Source organism: Thiomicrospira cyclica ALM1 (assembly GCF_000214825.1).
Taxonomy (GTDB): Bacteria; Pseudomonadota; Gammaproteobacteria; order Thiomicrospirales; family Thiomicrospiraceae; genus Thiomicrospira; species Thiomicrospira cyclica.
Genome location: NC_015581.1, coordinates 1,113,079 through 1,130,992, shown reverse-complemented (window position 1 = coordinate 1,130,992; position 17,914 = coordinate 1,113,079). Strand labels below are relative to the sequence as shown.

General features: G+C 46.5%; 16 protein-coding genes and 2 tRNA genes. 16 read left to right on the top strand and 2 right to left on the bottom strand.

The genetic code is table 11. From position 1 onward, the window contains the following. Nucleotides 1-149: 149 nt before the first annotated feature. The 12 genes from THICY_RS08860 (at nt 150) to THICY_RS04975 (ending at nt 10,916) form a co-directional block, all read left to right on the top strand. Nucleotides 150-2,843: a DNA translocase FtsK gene (locus tag THICY_RS08860; RefSeq protein ID WP_013835527.1), complete on the top strand. Its 2,694-nt coding sequence runs from the start codon at nt 150-152 to the stop codon at nt 2,841-2,843. A 40-nt stretch (nt 2,844-2,883) separates the two neighbouring features. After that, complete coding sequence (gene lolA, locus THICY_RS05025; RefSeq protein ID WP_013835526.1) at nt 2,884-3,507, top strand: outer membrane lipoprotein chaperone LolA; 624 nt, start codon at nt 2,884-2,886, stop codon at nt 3,505-3,507. A gap of 8 nt (nt 3,508-3,515) precedes the next feature. After that, a complete protein-coding gene (locus THICY_RS05020; protein ID WP_013835525.1) occupies nt 3,516-4,853 on the top strand; it encodes a replication-associated recombination protein A in 1,338 nt (445 codons plus the stop codon). Further along, entirely contained in the window at nt 4,850-5,239 is a 390-nt protein-coding gene (gene crcB / locus THICY_RS05015) for a fluoride efflux transporter CrcB (protein ID WP_013835524.1), read from the top strand. Before THICY_RS05020 ends, crcB begins: the two co-directional genes overlap by 4 nt. 24 nt (nt 5,240-5,263) lie before the next feature. Then, nucleotides 5,264-6,553, top strand: coding sequence for a serine--tRNA ligase (serS, locus tag THICY_RS05010; protein ID WP_013835523.1), 1,290 nt, complete (start codon nt 5,264-5,266; stop codon nt 6,551-6,553). A 106-nt stretch (nt 6,554-6,659) separates the two neighbouring features. Further along, a tRNA-Ser gene (locus THICY_RS05005) sits at nt 6,660-6,750 on the top strand. Nucleotides 6,751-6,806: 56 nt separating this feature from the next. Next, the gene (rfbC, locus tag THICY_RS05000; protein WP_013835522.1) at nt 6,807-7,373 is read left to right on the top strand and encodes a dTDP-4-dehydrorhamnose 3,5-epimerase; all 567 of its coding nucleotides are present in this window, start codon (nt 6,807-6,809) and stop codon (nt 7,371-7,373) included. Further along, nucleotides 7,354-8,409 carry an SDR family oxidoreductase gene (locus tag THICY_RS04995; protein WP_013835521.1) on the top strand — a complete coding sequence of 352 codons (1,056 nt, stop codon included), beginning with the start codon at nt 7,354-7,356 and terminating at the stop codon, nt 8,407-8,409. Before rfbC ends, THICY_RS04995 begins: the two co-directional genes overlap by 20 nt. Continuing rightward, a complete protein-coding gene (rfbB, locus tag THICY_RS04990; protein WP_013835520.1) occupies nt 8,406-9,482 on the top strand; it encodes a dTDP-glucose 4,6-dehydratase in 1,077 nt (358 codons plus the stop codon). The genes THICY_RS04995 and rfbB overlap by 4 nt, the downstream gene beginning before the upstream one ends. Continuing rightward, nucleotides 9,482-10,354, top strand: coding sequence for a hypothetical protein (locus THICY_RS04985; RefSeq protein WP_013835519.1), 873 nt, complete (start codon nt 9,482-9,484; stop codon nt 10,352-10,354). Before rfbB ends, THICY_RS04985 begins: the two co-directional genes overlap by 1 nt. 78 nt (nt 10,355-10,432) lie before the next feature. After that, complete coding sequence (locus THICY_RS04980) at nt 10,433-10,786, top strand: putative quinol monooxygenase (protein ID WP_013835518.1); 354 nt, start codon at nt 10,433-10,435, stop codon at nt 10,784-10,786. Between the two features lie 53 nt (nt 10,787-10,839). Then, nucleotides 10,840-10,916: transfer RNA gene (locus THICY_RS04975), tRNA-Pro, on the top strand. Nucleotides 10,917-10,990: 74 nt separating this feature from the next. Here the strand turns inward: THICY_RS04975 and glnD are convergent. Together glnD and map are read right to left on the bottom strand one after the other, a co-directional pair. After that, nucleotides 10,991-13,627, bottom strand: a complete 2,637-nt coding sequence (gene glnD, locus THICY_RS04970) for a [protein-PII] uridylyltransferase (protein ID WP_013835517.1) — start codon at nt 13,625-13,627, stop codon at nt 10,991-10,993. A 15-nt stretch (nt 13,628-13,642) separates the two neighbouring features. Continuing rightward, nucleotides 13,643-14,425 (bottom strand): type I methionyl aminopeptidase, encoded by a 783-nt coding sequence (map, locus tag THICY_RS04965; protein ID WP_013835516.1) that lies wholly within the window; start codon nt 14,423-14,425, stop codon nt 13,643-13,645. A gap of 247 nt (nt 14,426-14,672) precedes the next feature. On the opposite strand from map, the gene rpsB reads away from it, so the two are divergent. The 4 genes from rpsB to frr all read left to right on the top strand — a co-directional run bounded on the left by rpsB (nt 14,673) and on the right by frr (nt 17,837). Then, nucleotides 14,673-15,416: a 30S ribosomal protein S2 gene (gene rpsB / locus THICY_RS04960; RefSeq protein WP_013835515.1), complete on the top strand. Its 744-nt coding sequence runs from the start codon at nt 14,673-14,675 to the stop codon at nt 15,414-15,416. A gap of 81 nt (nt 15,417-15,497) precedes the next feature. After that, entirely contained in the window at nt 15,498-16,385 is an 888-nt protein-coding gene (gene tsf, locus THICY_RS04955; RefSeq protein WP_013835514.1) for a translation elongation factor Ts, read from the top strand. 173 nt (nt 16,386-16,558) lie between these two features. Beyond that, entirely contained in the window at nt 16,559-17,278 is a 720-nt protein-coding gene (gene pyrH / locus THICY_RS04950) for a UMP kinase (protein WP_013835513.1), read from the top strand. Between the two features lies 1 nt (nt 17,279). Next, nucleotides 17,280-17,837 carry a ribosome recycling factor gene (gene frr, locus THICY_RS04945; RefSeq protein ID WP_013835512.1) on the top strand — a complete coding sequence of 186 codons (558 nt, stop codon included), beginning with the start codon at nt 17,280-17,282 and terminating at the stop codon, nt 17,835-17,837. Nucleotides 17,838-17,914 lie beyond the last annotated feature (77 nt).

Here is a 17,914-nt window from a genome sequence, read left to right as displayed (position 1 = left end):
GTATCCGTTTAGAGTGATTAGGTCTTATTATTAATAAGCTTATGTTAAAATTTTAACAGTTTTTGGCCTAGGAATGACACAGTCACAGCGTCAATTCATAATTAAAGATTTAAATGTTCCCCCGTTTTTAAAAATTGGATTTCAAATACATGGTCTCAGCCACTAATGCTTCACGAAGCAGCGAGCAAGCTAAACCCACTCATTGGTTATTAAAAGATGTCATCTTTATTGCAGGTATTACCTTAGCGCTATTTATCTTATTGGTGCTTTACAGCTACGACCCAAACGATCTCGGTTTTCAGCAAGCCGGTCAAAGTGGCGTTGTTTTAAATTTTGGCGGGGCGACTGGTGCGTGGCTTTCGTCTATCTTATTTTATGTGTTTGGTATTTTTGCGTTTGCTTGGTCACTCGGTCTATTGGTGATCAGTTGGCTCGTGTTACGCAATCGACGCAATGATGAATTTGATATTGCTCGGATTGCGCTAAGTCTTGTCGGTGTCGTGCTTGTTGTGGTCAGTGGTTCGGCATTGGCGAGTTTGTTTGTGAGTCCTGATGCTACATGGGTTGCTCTGCCATTTTATGCGGGAGGTGTGGTTGGCTTTGAGCTCAGTAAATTTTTGGTCTCACAGTTTGACTTACTGGCGACAACGCTGCTATTGATTGCACTAATGGCGGTTGGGTTTAGTTTGGCCTTAGCTCGTTCTTGGTTATCTATTTTTGAGCAAACCGGTAGCGGTTTTTGGCAGAGTGTTGGCTGGTTAAAACCACGCTTAGCGGGCATGGCGAGCTACCTTTTAACCCAACAAAAACGTATTCCTTGGCGTGCGATAGCACAGGGCTTCACAGCTAAACTACAGCAGGCTGCATTCTCGGCACAGGGTCGGATTAAAAAAATGACATCTGCTCATGACGCAGTTTCAGCTTCGGTTACCTTATCGGCTAGCGGAGAAGGCCAGACTAAACTCGTACGAAAGCCCCCTTTAATTAAAACGCTGGCGTCGGTAGATGCACAACAAGATTCGGATGTTGTGACAGACGTAGCGGTTAAAAAATCCTTTGATTTTGGCAGCCTTAAAGATGTGGCCAAAGGTCTGCGCACGCCGAGCTTGTTTGGTGATGATGCGAAGTCACCAGAAATGGCGGATTCACCGCCCAAAACCCAAAAAATGCCCACCTTAGGCGATACGGCAGACCTAGCAGCGAACGCGAAGCACAAACCCCAGCAGTTAGGCGATCTCAGTGAGCTCGCAGTTCAAGATACCCCAGCCGTATCACCCCAGTCGATTGAGACAACGCCTGTGGCACCAGCGCAAACTGCTTTAGCGCCAATGACTAGCAACGACTATCAAGTACCTGGCGTTGATTTATTGGACCCGGCCAGAGTCTACAAAGATCGTTATACTGCCGAGCAGTTATTAGACCTGTCAAAACTGTTAGAAACCCGTTTGCTAGAGTTTGGGGTAACCGCCACGGTTGAAGCGGTATTACCAGGTCCAGTGGTAACACGTTTTGAGCTAATGCCAGCGCCGGGTGTCAAAGTCAGCCAAATTAATAATCTTGCGAAAGACTTGGCACGGGCGATGTCGGTGCAATCGGTGCGCGTGGTCGATGTGATTCCAGGCAAGCCGTATGTCGGTATTGAGATTCCGAATGAAAATCGTGAAATCGTCAGCTTTAAAGACGTATTAAAATCGCCGGCTTTTCAAGACAGTGATGCCTTACTAACCCTTGGTTTAGGCAAGGATATTGAAGGGCAGCCGGTGGTCGCTAATTTAGCGAAAATGCCACACCTATTGGTTGCCGGCACCACCGGATCGGGTAAATCGGTTGGGGTGAACAGTATGATAATCAGCATGTTGTTGAAAGGGCGACCGGATCAAATCAAATTTATTATGATCGACCCAAAAATGTTGGAGTTATCCATTTATGGCGACATTCCCCACTTGTTGACGCCCGTGGTGACCGACATGAGTGATGCCGCAAATGCCTTGCGTTGGTGCGTATTTGAAATGGATCGTCGCTATCAATTGATGGCAAAAATGGGTGTACGTAACATTGCCGGTTTTAATGAAAAGGTGCAAGCAGCGATAGATGCTGGTCAGCCCATTATCGACCCCTTATTCGAGCAAGCCGCCAATCATGGCATGGCAATAGCCGATGAAGCACCCACGCTAACGCCGCTACCATTTATTGTCGTCATTATTGATGAATTTGCCGATATGATTATGGTGGTCGGTAAAAAGGTCGAAGAGTTGATTGCCCGCTTGGCGCAAAAAGCCCGTGCATCAGGGATCCATTTGGTGCTCGCCACCCAGCGTCCGTCGGTAAACGTGATTACCGGCTTGATAAAAGCCAACGTGCCGACCCGAATTTCCTTCCAGGTGTCCTCAAAAATTGATTCGCGGACTATTCTCGATCAGATGGGGGCGGAGAGCTTATTAGGAATGGGTGATATGTTGTATTTGCCACCAGGCAGTGGTTCACCATTGCGTGTTCACGGTGCCTTTGTCTCTGATGACGAAGTGCATCGAGTGGTGGATTTTATTAAACAACAAGGCGCCCCGCAATATTTACCAGAAATAACGCATGATCATGAAAATGGCGGCAGTGCCGTGAGCAGTAACGGCGCTGGTAGTGATGATGCGGAGTCCGACCCACTTTATGATGAAGTGGTCGCTTTTGTAATTGAAGGCGGTCGAGTCAGTATTTCGATGGTACAACGTCGTTTTAAAATTGGTTACAACCGTGCCGCGCGCATTGTGGAAGCGATGGAAGCGGCCGGGGTGGTATCGACGATGCAAGCCAATGGGGTAAGGGAAGTCTTAACCCCCAGACATGATTAATGGCGTGTTCACTCATTAAACGTTAGTTTTAAGGATTTTTATGACAGTTCGGCATTTTTTTAGTGGGTTGTGGTTAAGCCTTGCCTTGTTACCAGGCCTGGTTGTGGCGCAAACGCCGCATCCCTTGCAGCAAGCCATAGATCAACTGGTGACCTTTCAAGCGGATTTTGTGCAAGAACAACCGGAAGAGCATTTTTTTCGGGTTAATCGCGCGTTTGGTGAATTTTATTTAGCGCGTCCAGGGATGATGCGTTGGAACTATACGCGCCCAGACCCACAGCAAATTCTAGTTGATGGTCGTCATTTGTGGGTTTATGAACCCGAACTCGCGCAGGTTACCGTGCAACGAGTCACTGAGATTCAGGGTGATATTCCGTTGGCGTGGTTATTATTTGATGAACCCATTGAGCAAACCTATCGGATTATTGATGCGGGTCAGCGTGATGGCTTAACCTGGTATAACTTGCGCCCACGTCGCGCCACCTTTTTTCAAAGTATTGAAGTGGGCTTAAAAGATCAACAAATTCATGCGGTTTGGATGTACCAGGGTGCAACCGAAGTCACCAAGGTGACATTTAGCAATATTCAACAAAATCAGCCGATCGCCTATGAGCATTTTGAATTACAGCTAGATGGCAATGTCGATTATTTTGGTGAGTTTTAAACGTGTCGATGTTTGCTGGCAGGCCGGCTTATCAACCGCTCGCTGAACGCCTGCGGCCGCAGTGTCTGACTGACTTTGTAGGGCAATCGCATTTAGTGGCGCCAGGTCGTGCTATCGAACGCGCCTTAGCTCAGCAGCATTTACACTCGATGATTTTTTGGGGCCCGCCAGGCACCGGTAAAACCTCGCTAGCTCGCTTAATTGCTCAGCAGTCGAATCGCTTGTTTCTAGCCCTGTCAGCGGTGTTAGACGGTGTTAAAGAAGTACGCAAGGCGGTAGAGCAGGCACAGGCTGAACGAGAACTCACTGGACAGCCGGCACTATTATTTGTTGATGAAGTGCACCGTTTTAACAAGGCTCAGCAGGATGCGTTTTTGCCCTATGTTGAAGATGGTACAGTTATTTTTATTGGTGCGACCACCGAAAACCCATCATTTGAACTCAATCGTGCCTTATTGTCGAGAGCACGTGTCTATGTCCTTGACCCACTTACTCAGGCCGATTTATTACCCTTGATTGATCGCGCTGTTGATCTGTTAGCAATCGACCTAGGCCAAGGTATCATCCTTGAAGATGACGCCAAAACTTGGTTGTTAAATGCCGCAGAGGGTGATGCACGCAGGCTATTAAACGCGCTCGAACAAGTCATTGATTTTGCAGAAAATACACCAGCAGGTCTGGTAGTGAAAGCTGATATTTGTCGGAAAGTCATCGCACGTGGCTTAGCCGGATTTGATAAGCAGGGCGATGCCTTTTATGATCAAATATCGGCATTGCACAAATCAATACGTGGCTCTGACCCGCAAGCCGCGCTTTATTGGCTAACCCGTATGTTAGCCGGTGGTGCCGACCCTCGTTATTTAGCGCGACGTTTAATCCGCATGGCGTCAGAAGAAATTGGCAATGCTGATCCACGAGCATTAAGCACGGCGATAGATGCGGCGCAGGCCTATGAACGTCTGGGTTCACCCGAAGGTGATCTAGCACTCGCGCAAGCAGCGACTTATTTAGCGGTAGCGCCCAAATCGAATGCGGTTTATGTAGCATACAATCAAGCATTAAGCTGTGCGAAGCAAACAGGTGCTTTGCCCGTGCCTAAACATTTACGAAATGCGCCAACTGAACTCATGAAGCAATTAGATGTTGGCGCAGGCTATCGTTATGCGCATGATGAGCCGGATGCATTTGCCGCCGGAGAGTGTTACTTTCCGGATGCTATGTCAGAACAGGTGTTTTATCAACCGGCAGAACGTGGTTTAGAAATTAAAATCAACGCTAAAATGACAGAGTTGGCTGAATTAAATCGCCAGTCGTCCGCGCAACGACGCAAGAAGGGAACACTATGACCTTGATGTTTTGGGTGGCTATTGCCGTAGGGAGTGCACTTGGTGGCATGGCGCGGTTTGCCATGTCTCACGCGACTTATGAGTGGTTGGGGCGTGATTTTGCCTGGGGTACGCTCGGCGTTAACGTAACCGGTTCTTTTTTTGTCGGTCTATTAACCCTGCTACTGTTAGATAAGTGGGCCGTGTCGGCGGAATGGAAAGCGTTTTTAATCGTTGGATTTTTAGGTTCATTTACAACCTTTGCGACCTTCTCCTACGAAACCTTACAGTTTATTCAATTGGGTGACTGGTTAAAAGCGATGTTAAACATTTTAGCCAGTGTGCTACTCAGTATCCTAGCTGTCTTGCTTGGGTTTTGGGTCGCCAAACAGTTTTTAGTCTTATAACCTACAGATAATCTAGAGAGTGCTATGTTAGATACCAAACGTCTTCGCAATGATATCAACCAAGTCTTGGCCAGTTTAGCCAAGCGCAACTTTTCGTTTGACTATGCGCAGTTTCAAACCCTCGAAGCAAAACGCAAACAATTACAAACCGATACTGAAACCCTGCAAGCGCAGCGTAATCAAAGTGCGAAAGCTATTGGGCAGGCAAAAGCCAAGGGAGAAGATATTGCCCCGTTATTGACGTCGGTAGCGAGCTTAGGTGAACAACTGGATCGTAACAAAGCAGAGCTTGACAGCGTTCAGAACCAACTGGATGAGATGTTGTTAGCGACTCCTAATTTGCCGCATGACTCCGTACCAGCAGGCCTAGATGAGTCGGGCAATATTGAGGTATCGCGCTGGGGTACGCCACGTAGCTTTGATTTTACACCACTGGACCATGTTGCCATTGCTGAGCAACGGGGTTGGTATGATAATGAGGCGGCTACCAAAATTACCGCCGGTCGTTTTTCGGTGTTAAAAGGGCCCTTGGCGCGATTACAACGTGCGCTTACCCAGTTTATGCTCGACCAACATACCCAGATTCATGACTACGAAGAAGTTTATGTGCCGTATTTGGTGAACCAAGATAGCTTGTTTGGGACAGGGCAGTTGCCAAAGTTTGCTAAAGATCTGTACAAAATTGAAAAAGACGCCGAGCACGACACGGGTGACCGTGACCTCTACTTAATCCCAACCGCTGAAGTACCGATTACCAATCTGGTGCGCGGTGAGATTGTGCCTGCCGATCAACTGCCGTTAAAGTATGTGGGACATACCCCTTGTTTTCGCTCGGAAGCCGGTTCTTATGGTCGGGATGTAAAGGGCTTAATTCGCCAGCATCAATTTGAAAAAGTGGAATTGGTGCAGTTGGTTCATCCAAACGACTCCTATATGGCATTAGAGGCTTTAACAGAACACGCCGCCGCCATTTTGGAGGCACTTGAGTTACCCTATCGTAAAGTCCTATTGTGCGCCGGTGATATGGGTTTTTCAGCCGCAAAAACTTACGATTTAGAGGTTTGGTTACCAGGTCAGCAGGCCTATCGTGAAATCTCGTCCTGCTCTAATTTTGAAGATTTTCAAACCCGTCGAATGTTAGCACGTTTCCGTGAAGACCAAGACAAGCCGCAGTTGCTCCATAGCTTAAATGGCTCTGGTTTGGCGGTTGGGCGCACCTTATTGGCGCTATTAGAAAACCACCAGCAAGCAGACGGAAAAGTAGCCATACCGACAGCTTTGCAGCCTTATATGGGCGGATTGACGTTCATTTAATCAAAATAGTCTTGCTCGTTTATTAACACTTATCGGCAGGCTAGAAAAAATGTGTTTGGGTGTTGCAAAGCGGTTATTTTGCTCTATAATACGCCCACATAACAAAGGTGGACTGGCTGAGTGGTTTAAGGCGGCGGTCTTGAAAACCGTTGTAGGTTAATAGCCTACCTGGGGTTCGAATCCCTAGTCCACCGCCATATAATGTAAAGGGTGCTAAATTAGCACCCTTTTTTTTCGCCTAAAATCTCAGCTAATGTTAAATTTAAAAACCTTTGATATCGCCGATGTTGTGCTTTTGAATCCGCAATCCCATTGTGATGCGCGCGGCCAATTTGTCGAGACCTTTCGCCAGGCCTGGTTAGAGCAGGTGCTGCAAAAACCTGTCAACTTTTGTCAGCATAACCTCGTGCAATCCACTAGGGGCGTGTTGCGGGGTCTACACTTTCAGCGCCCACCCTATGCGCAGGCCAAACTGATTCAGGTTATTGAAGGTGAGATTTTTGACGTCATGGTTGACCTTAGGCGCAGCAGCTCCACCTTTGGCAAAACTCTGAACCTGCACTTGTCGGCTAAAACACCTCAGACACTCTATATACCAGCAGGCCTGGCCCACGGTTATTTGGTATTAAGTGAACAAGCTACCGTCTTGTATCAGGTGGATCAGTATTATCAACCCGATGCGGATGCCGGTTTGGCCTATAATGACCCCGACCTGAAGATTGCCTGGCCAAAATTGAGTTGCAAATATCATGTGTCGCCAAAGGATCAACAACAACCCAGCTGGAAGGCGCTTATTCGCGATGACAAACTCTTTCTATAACCGATCTAATGCGGATAAGCCAATTTTAGTTATTGGCCAGCACGGTCAGCTAGGCCAGTCGCTGCAAAAGCTGGTTAGAGATGGCTCAGATTTGCTGACAATGTCTGCTGGCGCTGATTTTAGGTTTGTGGGGCGAGATGCGCTAGATTTGTCGTCAAATGCCTCGATCCTAGGCTATTTTGCCGATAAAGACTTTGGAGCGATTATTAATTGCGCGGCTTATACCGCAGTAGACAAAGCAGAGTCTAATGCTCAATTAGCAGAACAAATTAATCACCTGGCTGTTGCCCAGCTGGGGGCAATTGCCCAACAGCAATCCATTCCGTTGATTCATATCTCAACCGATTATGTGTTTAATGGTCAGGCGTGTCGCCCTTATCTTGAAGCGAATTTAACAGCACCCATCAATGTTTATGGTGCGACAAAACAACGTGGTGAGCAGGCTGTGATTGTGTCCGGTTGCCGTGGGGCGATTATTCGCACCAGTTGGCTTTATTCAGAATTTGGACATAACTTTGTGAAGACTTTGTTGCGATTGGGGCGAGAGCAAGACAGCGTAAATGTTGTTGCCGATCAAATCGGCAGCCCAACTTATGCCAGCGATTTAGCGCGGGTGATACTTAGCTTGTTACAGCACCCCGACAATTTGACTGCTCACCCCGACAGCTTCCCTGGTCATTCCGGCAGTTCCCCTGCTCATTCCGACAGCTCCCCCCGTCATTCCGGCGAAGGCCGGAATCTCCCCAACCCCAAAATGCTGAAACACATCCCACATGACAAAGGCGTATCTATTTACCATTATTCCAATAAAGGTGCCTGTTCTTGGTATGATTTTGCCAAAGCGATATTGGAACTTTCCAATAGCGACTGTAAGATCAATCCTATTGAAAGCAAAGATTATCCAACACCAGCAACACGTCCCAGCTATAGTCTGCTGGATACCACTAAAATCAAACAAGCGTTACCAGACCTGGTGATTCGCCATTGGCGTGACGCACTGCAAACCTGTTTAAACGAATTGGAACCAAAGCCATGAAAATACTCGTTACCGGCGGTGCCGGTTTTATTGGCAGCGCAGTGGTGCGCCATCTTATTAACGACACGAATTATGCGGTCGTCAATCTAGATAAACTCACCTATGCCGGCAATTTAGCTTCGGTAGCGAGCGTTAGTGATGATCCGCGTTATGCGTTTGAACAAGTTGATATATGCGATGCCGCCGAACTCAAGCGGGTATTTGAGCAACATCAACCAGATATTGTGATGCATCTAGCGGCCGAATCTCATGTGGATCGCTCTATTGATGGCCCGGCTGAATTTATTCAAACCAACATTGTCGGCACCTATACGCTGTTAGAGCAGGCGAGGGCTTATTGGGTCAAGCTAAGGGGCGATAAAAAAGCCAACTTCCGCTTCCACCATATTTCGACGGACGAGGTTTATGGCGATTTAGCCCACCCGGATGAACAGTTGGGCGATTTACCCCTATTCACCGAAACCACCGCCTACGCGCCCAGCTCACCCTACAGTGCCTCTAAGGCGGCATCCGATCATCTGGTGCGTGCCTGGCTAAGAACCTATAGCTTACCGACCCTCGTGACCAACTGCTCGAACAACTATGGCCCTTATCACTTTCCGGAAAAACTCATTCCACTAATGATACTAAACGCCTTAGCGGGCAAAGACCTGCCAGTATATGGCAAAGGTAACCAAATTCGCGATTGGCTCTATGTGGAAGACCATGCGCGAGCATTAGTGCAAGTGGCAACAAAAGGCAAAATAGGCGAAACCTATAACATCGGTGGTCACAATGAAAAACAAAACATCGAAGTGGTGAAAACGATTTGTGCGGTACTGGAAGAATTGGCACCCAGCGAAAACAACCCTAATATCGACACCTATTCGTGCCAGCCCGGCAATGCCGATAGCTATGTCGCATTGATTAGAAAAGTCGCCGACAGACCGGGGCACGATAAACGCTATGCCATTGATGCCAGCAAAATTCAGCGCGAACTGGGTTGGGCGCCACAAGAAACTTTTGAATCCGGGATTCGCAAAACCGTGCAGTGGTATTTAGATAACCAGGCCTGGTGCCGGGGATTAAAATAATGCTCAGTGCATCGGAACACGCGCGTTTAGAAAGCTTGCTAGCGGCTAAGAAAGATAGTCTTTTGCTACTCCTTGACCAGTTGATGGCTTTTGAGCAAACACACCGTGTTAGTCTTAGTGTCATCGGTTCAGTAGCTGAGCTGGCTTATTGGTTAGATTCCGACCTGGATGTGTATTTAGATCAACATTGTTCACCGCTAACCTGGTCAGCCTGGTTAGATTTGGACGCATCACAGCCCAAACTGGATGCGATATGTTATCCGTCTTCTACCTTTAAGCAAACGATCCTAGAACAGGGGAAGCGCCCCTTGCAAGTCAAGGAAGCCTTGCAACAGTTTAGCCAGTGGCATCGTTTAATCGAGCAGTTTCCGCAGCGACGCCATGATAAAATTCTGTGTACGTTAGATAATTCGGCACATTACGTTGCTCAGCTGCAGGATCGTTTAACATGGATTAAAGGTTTGTCAGCTGGGAGTTCTGGTAGTTTAGAACACGCCCGAATCGAGGATTATGCCTTTATCTATCATCAGCCGCTGAAACAGCTGGCTTTTCGGTTTGTATGGATCCTGGTGATGCTGTTATCACGGTATGAGCAGTTGTTTTCACCACAGGGTGCTGAAGTGGCACAGACCGTGACGGCAGAACAATGGCGACAGTGGGTCAAAATCTTGGCCAAACCGACGGCTACTCGGCCAGCATTAACGCTTCCTCAGTCTGAATTAGTAGCGGATCTGGTAGCGGAATTTTATGCGCAGGTCTATCCTAACAACGCGGATGTTATAAGCTACCTAAACGAATGGTTACGTCATTATGAGGTCTTCGAAACTGTCGTGCGTCATTGGGTTGCGCAGCACTGGTTACCAGAGCTTTAAGCCAAGTCAATTAAGTACTCACCAGCCTTGTTTTTTGTTAAGATGCCCCTAACCAAATGGCATGTTTCAGGGAATGTTATGTCGAAGAAAGTCTATTGTATTGCTCAATTTTTACCCAAGCCCGGTCAAGAGGCGGCTTTGTTTCAAGTTTTGCAGCAACTCGAACCCAATACGTTGCGTGAAGACGGCTGTCTTCAATATCGAGTTACGCGTCAAATTACCAGTGATTTTGCGCCCGGTAACAGTTTTCCAATCGTATTTAATGAAATTTGGGCGGATATGGCGCATTTTGAAGCCCATTGTCAGCGTCAGGAGATTCAGGACTTCTTTACCAAGTATTGTTTGGCCGACGATGGCTTAGCTGCCGATTGGAATGTCTGTGTTTATTCCGATGAACCCGACGATTATGATGCGCCATTCTTGTCAGCATAATCGCGGTAAGAGGCTTGCTATTCAAAAGAAAGGCGTTATAATTCACGCACGTTCGGGGCATGGCTCAGCCTGGTAGAGCACCGTCATGGGGTGGCGGGGGTCGTAGGTTCAAATCCTACTGTCCCGACCAAATTAAATGAAAGCCGGATAACATTATCTGGCTTTTTTTATACCTTTTTTATACCTTTTGTTTAGTACGAGTTACTATGCCAATGAATCAATCAGCTGTTCTTTAAACGCCTCTTGCTGCGCCTCACCCAAGGCTTGATTATCAATATCACTAACCAAAAAAATGTCCTCAGCTTTTTCGCCGATCGTAACAATCTTCGCATCATGTAAACGAATTTTATTATCCCGCAAGGCACTACCTACACGCGACAGCAGGCCTGGTATATCCTTTGTGATCAAAGTTAGTTCCGTAACTTGGGCAGATAACGGTTTAAACTGGATATCGGTTGGGGTGCTAAAGTGCTTAATGCGTCGCGAACGGGTGTGGTTAATGACCGGAGTAAATCCGGCATCATCATGGCTTAGTTGCTCAAGTAGCTGGTGACGTATCTCAGTCAACGCGCTCTGATCTTGAACGGGTTGATTAAGACGGTCTAAAAAATAAAACAACACGAGAGTACGGTTATCATTGCTGGTGTAAACCTTCGCTTCAACAACCGTTAAATCCAAGCGTTCAAATACTTGGGTGATTTGCGCAAATAAAAAATCACGATTTTTAGCCAGTAAAATCAACTCCGAAGCACCGCGATTACTGGTGCCATTAACCTCAATGATGGCAGGCTGGTCGCTGGCGGTCGCCAGAAGGGTGGTTAAACGGGTTAAATCCTGTGGCGAATGGCGGTTAAAAAACTGGGTATCTTGAAAAGCTTGCCACAAAAGCTGATAGTGCTCGGGTTTAAGACCCTGCTTCAGTAACATCTCGCGGGCACGCTCCTGGTGAATCAAGGCTTTTTTAGCCTTATCACGCGGAATTTCTTCCGCTTTATCGAGTGCGGTCGCCGTTTCATTATAAAGATCTAAAAACAGCACATTTTTCCAGTCGTTCCATACCTCTTTAGACGTCGAGCGAACATCAGCAAGGGTTAATAAATACAAATAATCTAAGCGTTCACGGGTCGCCACAAATTGGCGAAAACCTTCGATAACATCCGGGTCGGTTAAATCTTTGCGTTGCGCAATGGTCGAAAATTCTAAATGATGGCGAACTAGCCAAGCAATCAATTCAATATCACGAGGCGGTAGATTGTGTGCCTGGGCAAATTCTCGCGCATCCACTTCCCCTAAAATCTCATGCGCACCATCGCGACCCTTGGCAATGTCATGAAAGAGCGCCGCAAGAAACAGCACTTCTGGCTTGGTAACGCCACTTGCAACACGATGCGCGGTCGGAAATTCATAGGCATACTGTTCGATAAAAAAGCGACGTAAATTGCGAATCACCAGCAGAGTATGTTCATCGACGGTATAAGCATGAAAGATATTAAACTGCATCAAGCCGCTAATCTGGTGGAAGGCAGGAATATAGGCGGCTAATAAGCCATAGCTATGCATGCGTTTCAAAGCCGCGTTGACGCCGTTAGGTTGACGAAAAATAGCAATAAATAGCGCTTTGTTGATCGGGTCTTGGCGAAATTTTTGATCAATCAAGTGCAATGCATTACGCAGTAAACGAATCGTGCGTGCGCGAATTCCTTGAATCTCCGGTCGACCCTCGAGAACAATAAATATTTCTAATAATGCCGAAGGAAAGTCATTAAATACTTGTTCATGACGTACATCCAAATAACCATTACGCAATTGAAAGCGACTGTTGATGGGCTGGATGTCGCGTTGACTATCATTAAAGATGTCTTCTAAAAAGTGTTGCAACAAAATTTCGTTCAGTTTAACAACCGCTTGCACGTTACGGTAGTAGCTGTTCATAAACTGCTCAACGGCCAGCTTTTCGGTGGTGTTTTCATAGCCGAGTACTTGGGCAATCAGTTGTTGATTGTCAAATAACAGCCGATCTTCACGACGCTTTTTTAGCCGGTGAAGAATAAAACGTACCCGACTTAAAAATTTATAAGCCGCATCCAATTCGCGATATTCTTCAGGGGTAATAAAAGCATTTTGTACCAGCTGGTGCAGGCTTGACGCACGATAGTGACGCTTGGCCACCCAAATAATAGTTTGGATATCGCGTAATCCGCCGGGACTCTCTTTCAGATTCGGTTCGAGTTGATAGACGGTATCGTTAAAGCGGCGGTGCCGCGCAGTTTGTTCATCAATTTTGGCCTGGTAAAAAGCCTGGCTTGGCCAAAAATTATCTTCCCACCAAACATTTTGCAGTTGTTCAAATAATGGATAGTTGCCGGTAATCCATCGGGCTTCTAATAAATTGGTTGCGGTGCTGATATCTTCTTGGCCAGCTTCGATGCACTCATCTATCGTGCGAATAGCATGGCCCACCTCAAGCCCTAAATCCCATAAAAAGCGGATAAAGTCACTCAGTCGGGTGTTTTCGGCGTCAAGGTCGGCCTTTGCTTGGGGTAAAGGAGGGCGAACAATAAGAATATCAACATCCGAATAGGGGTGAAGTTCACCACGACCATAGCCGCCAACAGCAACTAAGGTAAAGCTAGTGTTTTTAAAATAATGGTGCCAGATTTTTTTTAGAATTTGATCGATAAATGTCGCACGTTCGTGAATGAGTGCGGAGACAGGTTGACCCTGATCAAAGCGATCAAACTGGGTGTCGTTAAACTGTTGTAACATGGCGCGACCCACTTTTGCCGCCTGCAGTGGGTCTTTCAGCGCTTGCATAAAATTAGTGGGCGGGTTGGCGGTCATGAGTAAAGCCCTTTGTTAGTTAAAAACGGGTCGCTGTTCATCACTGCGTAGGGTCAGCACATCTACACCATCGTTGGTGACTAAGAGCGTATGCTCCCATTGCGCCGACAATTTACGATCCTTGGTAATCACCGTCCAATTGTCACCTAAAAGTTTAACCTCGTGTTTGCCTAAATTAATCATCGGTTCAATGGTAAAGGTCATGCCGGGTTTCAAAATAATGTCTTTTAGTTCCTCGGCGGCGTAATGCAATACTTGCGGTGATTCATGAAACTCCTGACCAATACCATGCCCGCAATAGTCGCGTACCACGGAACAATGATGGTCGTGCGCATGGGTTTCAATAGCTTTGGCCACATCATATAAGGATTGCCCCGGTTTGGTTTCATCAATGCCTTTCCACAAACATTCATAAGCCACTTTGCAAATCCGATGTGCGAAGGGTTTCGCATCATCCATAATAAACATCTGACTGGTGTCACCATGAAAACCGTCTTTAATGACAGTCACATCAATATTTATAATGTCACCTTTTTTAAGTTTCTTGTCATTCGGAATACCATGGCAAACCACATGATTTAGCGAGGTGCAAATCGATTTAGGATAACCATGATAGCCCAAGGTTGCTGGAATGGTGCCTTGTACTTCAGTCATATAATCGTGGGCCAGTTGGTTTAAGGCTTCGGTGGTTACGCCAACCGTAACATGGGGCGTAAGATATTCTAAAACCTCAGCGGCTAAGCGGCCGGCCGTGCGCATTTTGGCTTGTTGTTCAGCGTTTTTTAATATAATCGACATAACTCATCTTTCTTCTGTGGGCGCGAAATGGCAAACATAAAATTAAATTATGAGCCAAGTCTAGCAGATTCCTTGCCTAAAATGCGAGCATGTGGTATAAATGCGCCGCGCTTTTTAAGCGTAATCTTTATTTTAAAAACACACGCGTTTTGTAACCTTATTCGGGGTGCTGGTGGTTTGACTTGGTCAAGGCAACAGTTCGGATAAGATGGAAGCGCGGAGGCCTAACCCCACATTGGAGAAAATCATGGCAAAAGTTACTATGCGTCAAATGTTAGAAGCCGGTTGTCACTTCGGACACCAAACTCGCTACTGGAACCCAAAAATGGGTCAATACATCTTTGGCGCACGCAACAAAATTCATATCGTCAACTTAGAAAAAACCCTACCTATGTTCAACGATGCGTTGAACTTTGCAGGTTCAGTTGTCGCTAACAAAGGCAAAATCCTATTTGTCGGTACTAAGCGTGCCGCGCGTGAAGTGGTTGCACAAGAAGCCAATCGTTGTGGTATGCCTTATGTTAACCACCGCTGGTTAGGTGGTATGTTAACCAACTTCAAAACCATCAAGCAGTCTATCAAGCGTTTGAAAGAGCTAGAATCTATGGAGCAAGATGGTACGTTTGAAAAAATCACCAAGCGTGAAGTATTAACCCTAACCCGTGAAATGGAAAAGCTAGAACTATCTTTAGGCGGTATTAAAGATATGCGCGCAATGCCAGATGCTATTTTTGTCATCGACACTGGTAACGAAGACATCGCGATTCTAGAAGCTAAAAAGCTTGGTATTCCGGTTATTGGTGTGGTCGATACCAATAACAACCCAGACGGTGTTGATTATGTGATTCCAGGTAACGATGATGCGATCCGTGCGATCAAATTGTACTTAGAGTCTATGGCGGATGCGGTATTAGAAGCGAAAGCCACCATCACCACCGGTGCGGCAGACGAGTTCGTTGAAGCACCAGAAGAAGCGGAAGCAACCGCTTAATCAATAAGCTTTATAGTTGCAGGTCGGTGTTGTAATAGCCAGGCCTGCTGTCCCTCAAATATAACTTGAAAAGGAAAACATATGGCTGTTTCTGCCGCTTTAGTGAAAGAATTACGTGAGCGTACCGGTGCCGGTATGATGGATTGTAAAAAAGCTTTGGACGAAAACCAAGGCGATTTAGATGCTGCGATTGAGTTTTTGCGTGTAAAGGGCATGGCCGGCGCGGATAAAAAAGCCGGTCGCGTTGCGGCTGAAGGCGTTATCGCCATTGCTATCTCAGATGATAAAAAATCAGCAGCGATTGCTGAAGTCAACTGTGAAACCGATTTCGTTGCAAAAGGTGACGAATTCCAAGGTTTTGCTAATGAAGTAGCTGCAATTGCCTTGGCTAACCAAATGATCTCAATTGAAGACCTAGCTAATCAAGCAATGGCTTCAGGCAAGACGGTTGACGAAACCCGTCGCGCATTGGTCGCTAAAATTGGCGAAAACATGCAGATTCGCCGTATTGAATTGATAGCGACAGATGCTGGTGAAATCGGTAGCTACCAACACGGTGAAAAAATTGGTGTTGTGGTCGCAATGAACCAAGGTAACGATGCCTTAATTCGTGATGTTGCGATGCACGTTGCCGCCACCAAGCCACAAGCGATTTCAGCTGATGATTTAGATCAGGCTGTGGTGCAAAAGGAGCGTGAGATCTTAACAGATCAAGCAAAAGAAAGCGGTAAGCCAATGGACATCATTGAAAAAATGATTGACGGGCGTATTCGCAAGTTTTTGCAAGAAATTACCTTGCTAGGACAACCATTTGTTAAAGATCCGGACCAAACGGTTGAAGCCTTGTTAAAACAAAGCAATGCCACGGTGACTCGCTTCATTCGTTTAGAAGTGGGTGAAGGTATCGAAAAACAAACAGTTAACTTTGCTGAAGAAGTTGCCTTAGCAGCGAAAGCGGCACAGGGTTAAATCTTAAAACCTTGAGTCTGCACCTAATGACAGGTGGCAGGCTCAGGGCTTTATCATTTTCATAACAACTACGCAGCACGCATAACGTCAAAATTAAGCCGTTTTAAAACTGTCACAGTCATTATTAGACGATTTAATTTTGCCGATCTATGACAACTAAAAAGAGGTCAACCATGCCAGCCTATCAACGTATCCTTTTAAAGTTCAGTGGCGAAGTCCTAATGGGGCGTCAAGAGTTCGGCTGGGATATGCAAATTATTGAGCAGGTAGCCGACCAGGTTAAAGCGGTACGTGCGCAAGGTGTTGAAGTTGGCTTAGTCATCGGTGGTGGTAATGTGTTTCGTGGCGCTCAAGTTCAGTCCAACAAAATTGCGCGTAGCACGGCAGATCAAATGGGCATGCTTGCCACTCTGATGAACGGCATTGCTCTGCGTGATGTAATGCAGGCACACGGCGTGTCCACTCGATTAATGAGTGCTTGGTCAATGGATGCACTGGCCGAAACCTTTAATGCGGATGCCGCTAAAAAAGCGCTAGCACAAGGTGATGTGGTCATTTTTGCCGGTGGCTCGGGTAATCCGTTTTTTACGACCGACACGGCCGCCGCCTTGCGGGGTATCGAAATTCAAGCCGATGTGGTGTTAAAAGCAACCAAAGTTGACGGTATATACACCCGTGATCCCAATAAATTTGCTGACGCTGAGCGTTTGCAGGCACTAACCTACGAACAGGTGATTCAACAGGATATTGCGGTCATGGATTTAGCGGCATTTGCACTATGCCGAGAACACGCCATGCCGATTCGGGTATTTGATATGTTAAAACCGGGGGCGCTCGCGCGTATTATTGCCGGAGAAGATGAAGGCACCCTGGTGTCAAAAGGAGAGGCTTAAAATGTTATCTGAAATTCGTGATGATGCGGATCTGCGCATGCAAAAAAGTGTTGATACCTTGGTGGCAAACTTCGCCAAGATTCGTACCGGTCGTGCCCACCCAAGTATTTTAGATTCGGTTAAGGTTGACTACTACGGTTCTGAAGTGCCCATTAGTCAAGTGGCAAACATTAACATAGAGGATTCGCGAACCTTAGCTGTTCAGCCATGGGAACAACCGATGCTTCAAAAAATCGAAAAAGCGATTATGATGTCGGATTTGGGTATTAATCCGGTCACGACCGGTAACATGATGCGTATTCCGATGCCGATGCTGACCGAAGAACGTCGTAAAGAATTTGCGAAATTAGCCCGCTCAGAAGCGGAAAATGCCAAGGTTGCCATTCGTAATATTCGCCGTGATGCCAATGGTGATGTAAAAAACTTACTAAAAGATAAAGAAATTACTGAAGACGAAGCGCGCCGCTCCGATGATGATATCCAAAAGCTCACGGATAAGCATGTCGCGCAGATTGATAGTCTACTAAGTGACAAGGAAGCCTCTTTGCTTGAAATTTAAGTCGAATTTTATGCGTGTTTAGGGCATAATCTTACAATTCGAGACAACAATAGCGGCCCATCTTTGGGCCGTTATTC